We start from the raw sequence: 4618 nt of genomic DNA on the forward strand, positions 1-4618 counted from the left end.
ATTCTCAAACGCTGTATGTATGGTAAAAGGTGTGAGGGGTTTGTCCTGCAGTCACCTTCTTACAGCAATCTCGACTTAATACTGTGCTTAATTATATATTATCCCGTTAATATAGTCAATGTAGATACTAAATCTACTAAATATGAGATTTCAGTGAATAAGAGATTGAGCCCTAAGTAAGTATACTTAATCCACCATATCTTAGTTCTGTTACACTAACTGAGATTAACCCTTAAGATATCCCTTAGGACTTTGTCTATAAGCAAGGCGACGTCCTTAACATCCTTCTCCTTTATAGAGTTGCCCCAAAGCCTTATGAAGATTTGAAGATTTCATTGTCGATGCACCTGATCCATGACGGATAAGCTTCGAAAAAGCTAATCGGAATTCCATCATTCTCACTCAGGATCGGCTGTGACTGCCCTTTCTACTCACTGACCTCAAAAGTATTTGAGGAGTGATGGATTCAAACCTCTATGCCAAGTTCGTTTGTACTCCTTGTGAACGTCTTCGTTTTCTATAGGTTCTTCAGTAGGGGGTCAACCATGTTATATGATATTTTTATATAATTACAGGCTAGGTCCTTAAATAACACTAGAGTATGAACCCTCACTATATTCCCAAACTTCACTTATATAGTAGCCAACGGCACAAAATTTATCTTAAGCAGACACTTGGTTACAGCAATTCTCATATGGAATGACTCAATTTTAAGCTCAGGGGGATCAGTATTGGCCTCTTAGATAGCCGCATTGCTGTTTTTGAACTTACCTTGGCTAGATCAGAGCTTATCATGCAATATAGGAGGTTTAGCTTTGTCATCTCGCCGTAACCACATTGTTGTTAATATTAAAAAATTAATATGCCAAAAATACAGTCCAGTTCGTACGAATTTCATTCATGAGCTGCACACATAAACTTTTTTTTAACACTATTGACTCATATAGGCTTAATTATGAACTGCGACATGCGTTTTAAGGTTGCTAAACCTTGACATCAATTATTCGTTAGAAGACCTCTACCCCCACATTTTACTTCTGCTAAGCAGGCCAGACCTAGATTCAGTCAAAGGATAAACCTATCTCTTCATAGATTATTTTCTTGATAGCACCAAGAACCTTCAAACCAAACTCGTCAGCACTACAAACAGCTAATTTTTCTGCTAAGTCCTTTTCTCCGCTTTTTTCATGAACTAGGCTATTTCTAACCCATCTAATGCTAATGCGTCCGCCTTTCTTATCTTGTGGACATTTATCAATGATATCATCTATATTTTCATATCCTTTATGCTTACAATAAATATCTAGATAATAAAAATTATCTAAATACATTTTTCTAAACTCCTCGTATTTTTTTCCTTTTTTATATTTCTTAATTGCAACTAACATCTCATACGCAAAGTAAAACTTCAGAAACCTGTCGACCGCGTACTCGTCCTTTAAGCCAGAAATCCACCACCTTGTAACTCTCATTAACTCATCTACTCTATTCTTATTCTTACTAACAGCCTTTTCGAGTTTCAAGCTTTTCTCAATAGCGCCCTAATGACGTCTTCTGATATAGGTTGAATTACTACATATGAGAGTAATAACGTGGGCTGTAAAAAGTTTACTAGTCTTTCGTTTCCATAATCATCTATAGAAGAAAGCGATGTCAAATGAATATCCTCAGCCTCAAAAGCATAGCCTAGCTCTAAACTTAAGATATTAGCAATCCATTCAGCTCTTTCCTTAGCATTCTTGAGCGCTGACTCCTTAGCCTTATCGTCATTATCTGCTTCTATATAAAAAAGATCGTCATTATCTGCTTCTATATAAAAAAGTCAGATTATACTTCTGAATGTTAGTTCTCGCGCTCTCATTAGTTTTGTTTTTATCTTCATCAATCTTTTTACAGTTATCAACGTTGACATCATTTACAATAAATGATGTGGAAGGGCACTTAAGTTCAAGCGTTTGTACACCTTTATCATTAAAGTGAGGAAATTGTTTTAGTATAAAGGTAACTGTAGCCTTATACACACAATCCCTCTTTTTTAATAGTCGACTATTCCTTAAATACCTTGCCTAAATGCTTTGCACAAATTGGTTTATTTATCTAGCATAATTTTGAGCCTAACTGTTTGCACATTTTGTTAACTCCCCAGTTAACCCAGTGTCTAGATGGCAAACCTTGACAATAAAGCATTTTTAAAATCTGCATAAATCTTTTATAGTTAGTCTTAAGTTAAGGTCTATAAAACTCTTTTTCAGTAAACAACACTCTTACAAATTTACTTTAGATTTTTTAGTCTCCAACTATAATAATTATATGGGGATTTGTCTTGAATAAGACATCCATTCTTAGCCACAAAGACTATCAAGATGCCGTAGATAAGCTTCTGACGTATTATGGTTACAATGCAAAGCTAGAATATTGGACCCTAACTAATAACAAACCTGTGAGGCTCGACGTCTATGGTACATGTGCTAGAAAAGAGATCTGCAACAATACAACAGTGGCTATTGAGGTCAGTCGTACCTCAAGATTAGAGAAGGATCTAGATAGGGTTTACACTGTCAAGGCGAGCTACGGATTTGTGTTAGCTGTAAAGCAAGGCTTTGAAGTTCCTGCAGTTGGCTCAGGCAATGTATTTGTTGTGAGAAACCTCGAAGAGTTGGAGAATAAACTAAGAGAGCTCTTGAAGGTTCCCAAAGACTACCCAATGACTACAGCAGAGCTTCTTGCAAGAGTGCCGAAGTACCAGGACCTTGACGAGGCCTTTGATAAGTTTGGAGTTCCTGTTGAAATTAGAGAAAGGGCAAGGAGACTTTTACTTCATGCCCATACGACCTGTTATAAGCTTTACAAGGATTATGAAGACTTATATTATATGAGGATTAACGGTAAGGGTTACTATGCTGTAGGCGATGAGGTAGCATATAACATACTTCACCAGCTAGGCCTAGTAGACATAACTAGAGATAGAGGAACAGGCTACAACGTTGTCATAACTAACGAAAATGTAACAAGTGTCGAAGCAGAGAATTATGTTAGCAAAGTTGAGGAAGAACTAAGGAAATTAATAGAAATGCATGGGTGGGAGGTCGCATTGATGACCTATGCTGAAAGATTTAAAGTTAACAATGATGAACCATTGTTTCCATCAAGAATAGAATATTGCAATAAGTCGGGTTACGATTGCCCATACTCTTGGCCTCCAGATCTCAAAAGAGCTTTAGTTTCTGTAAGCGCTCTTTATCCTGTGCTAAAGGAAAGATACCAAGAATTCTGGGAAGGACTTGCCAAGCTGGGCCTAGCTTTTGAGTGCGAAGGTGTTAGGCTGCTCCCTGAAGCAAGTGAAATTATCTTTGAGCTAGTAATTAATAAGCTGACCGATTTCATAAAAAATGAAGAGATTGTGAAGGATTTGGCATCGTTAAATGTGCTATACCATTTCTTCCCTCTAACGCCAGACAAGCTTGAAAGGTTTTATGATATGTTGAAAATACTAGGACTAAGTCTCAATGATTTAGAGAAAGCCTCACAGAACTTGCATACAAAGGGTGTAATTTCAGGCTTCAACAAAGATGCTCCACCTCATATGCTAATATTTGATGAAACTAAATTCAAGAAAGAAATTGTGAACGAGATAAAGCAACTCTATATTATAAAATAGTTTTCAAAGCATCCTCTCATAGCTAAATTACTTAGGTAAGCTGCGTAGTGAAATCAATAAAACCTTACCTCCGAGTTAACATTTCTGAGTTTTGTTTTTAAATTAATGAGTAACTAAAAATGATTTACCTAGTCTTCAGTAATAGCATGACTTGCCAAAAGAGGTCTTACCCAATCGTTGAACTTCTAGAGCATCTAGAGTATGACCTTTAGCCTAGCTATTAGTAATAACACTTCAGGAGCTAAATACTGATAATGCTTAAAGATAATGCCATATATCTAATTTTAATAATAAGTGAAGCTTATTAAATTAATGATTATCTGTAAAATTCTTATAGTAATTGTACAGAATTCCCAAACATTTTAATCATATTTTAACATTAACCAAATCATTTTTAATTTTAATGATATAATCAGTTAAGAATTTTCATTTAAATTTCATTAATTAAAATAAATTGTATAATAAAACTTTATAAACAATGAAGTTAAATAATAATATGGCGAGCTAACTTGCCAGCTCCTAGCGGTTGTCAACCCAAAGTTCCCAATGTAAATTATTGGGATGAGAAATGGTGGAAAAACTTCTTTGTTCACGATATTTTAGTTTCTTGTAGTTGTTACCGTTCTGGTTTCGCAGGTCCCCCGTTGACTGCATGAAAACCTCGGAGGCCGTAGCAAGTTAAGCCCTGCTTACTATTAGTATAAAAGCTAAGCAACAGACTTTCAGTGTTGACCTCCTCCCCGCTCTGAAAGGCGAGGCCTTTCGCTCATCTTGTCATGGGGGGCCTAATAAGTACCGCCGAGGCCCTTCTTGCGAAGAACATAGTAGCACCGAAGATGATGGCTACTATGGGCACAATGCTTAGTATTGTACCTTGGTAGCCAACGGCAGTAACCATAGCTCCAAGGGCTGCTGGCAGCCCAGAACCAATAATCATCATTATTGAGAAGAAGTAGCTGT

4 protein-coding genes and 1 pseudogene are annotated in these 4618 nt (G+C 36.5%); 2 read left to right on the forward strand and 3 right to left on the reverse strand.

The genetic code is table 11. From position 1 onward, the window contains the following. Positions 1-1061 precede the first annotated feature (1061 nt). Positions 1062-1523 carry a hypothetical protein gene (locus RXO53_RS07705; protein ID WP_410713645.1) on the reverse strand — a complete coding sequence of 154 codons (462 nt, stop codon included), beginning with the start codon at positions 1521-1523 and terminating at the stop codon, positions 1062-1064. Between the two features lie 276 nt (positions 1524-1799). Further along, positions 1800-2021 (reverse strand): hypothetical protein, encoded by a 222-nt coding sequence (locus RXO53_RS07710; RefSeq protein WP_410713646.1) that lies wholly within the window; start codon positions 2019-2021, stop codon positions 1800-1802. 302 nt (positions 2022-2323) lie between these two features. Between RXO53_RS07710 and RXO53_RS07715 the strand changes: the two genes are divergently transcribed. Next, positions 2324-3658, forward strand: coding sequence for a hypothetical protein (locus RXO53_RS07715; protein WP_410713647.1), 1335 nt, complete (start codon positions 2324-2326; stop codon positions 3656-3658). A gap of 509 nt (positions 3659-4167) precedes the next feature. After that, entirely contained in the window at positions 4168-4314 is a 147-nt protein-coding gene (locus tag RXO53_RS07720) for a hypothetical protein (RefSeq protein WP_410713648.1), read from the forward strand. 110 nt (positions 4315-4424) lie between these two features. Here the strand turns inward: RXO53_RS07720 and RXO53_RS07725 are convergent. Continuing rightward, positions 4425-4618, reverse strand: a pseudogene (locus RXO53_RS07725) (MFS transporter); the annotation flags it as partial.

The sequence above is a fragment of the Caldisphaera sp. genome, assembly GCF_046536515.1.
In the GTDB taxonomy this organism is placed as follows: domain Archaea; phylum Thermoproteota; class Thermoprotei_A; order Sulfolobales; family Acidilobaceae; genus Caldisphaera.